Source organism: Azospirillum sp. TSH64 (assembly GCF_003116035.1).
Lineage (GTDB): Bacteria > Pseudomonadota > Alphaproteobacteria > Azospirillales > Azospirillaceae > Azospirillum.
Genome location: NZ_LGQW01000015.1, coordinates 4584717 through 4585478 on the forward strand (window position 1 = coordinate 4584717; position 762 = coordinate 4585478).

1 protein-coding gene and 1 pseudogene are annotated in these 762 nt (G+C 68.8%); both read left to right on the forward strand.

What is annotated here, in order from left to right:
- Nucleotides 1-319: pseudogene (locus tag TSH64_RS22125) on the forward strand (CoA transferase subunit A); the annotation flags it as partial.
- A partial coding sequence (locus TSH64_RS22130) for a CoA-transferase (RefSeq protein ID WP_282188117.1) occupies nucleotides 319-762 on the forward strand: 444 nt, incomplete at its 3' end. The pseudogene TSH64_RS22125 and the gene TSH64_RS22130, both read left to right, overlap by 1 nt.

Genomic DNA, 762 nt, shown 5'->3' on the forward strand with positions numbered 1-762 from the left:
GGCGGTGCTGGCCGCCAAGCGCTCCATCGTCACGGTGGAGGAGATCGTCGACGACCTGGACGCTCCGCCCAACGCCTGCGTGCTGCCCTATTGGGCGCTGTCGGCCGTCTGCCCTGTCCCCGGCGGTGCCTATCCGTCCTACGCGCAGGGCTATTCGGAGCGCGACAACCGCTTCTACAAGGCCTGGGATCCCATCGCCCGCTCGCGCGAGACCTTCCAGGCCTGGATGCAGCGCCATGTGCTGGACACCGACGATTTCGCCGGCTTCCGCCGCGTGCTGGCCGAAAGCATGGCCCAGATCATGAAGGAGGCCGTGTGATGGGTTCCGAAGACTTCACCGCGACCGAGATCATGACGGTGGCGGCCAGCCGCCTGCTGAAGGACGGCACCGTCTGCTTCGTCGGCATCGGCCTGCCCTCCACCGCCGCCAACCTCGCCCGGCTGACCCATGCGCCGGACGTCGTGCTGATCTATGAATCGGGGCCGATCGGCGCCAAGCCGACGGTGCTGCCGCTGTCGATCGGCGACGGCGACCTCGCGCTGACCGCCGACACCGTGGTCGGCACGCCGGAGATCTTCCGCTACTGGCTCCAGGGCGGGCGGATCGACGTCGGCTTCCTCGGCGCCGCCCAGATCGACCGCTTCGCCAACATCAACACCACCGTCATCGGCGCCTACGACTCACCCAAGGTGCGGCTGCCCGGTGCCGGCGGCGCGCCGGAGATCGCCTCCCAGGCCAAGGAGGTCTTCATCGTCCTCAAG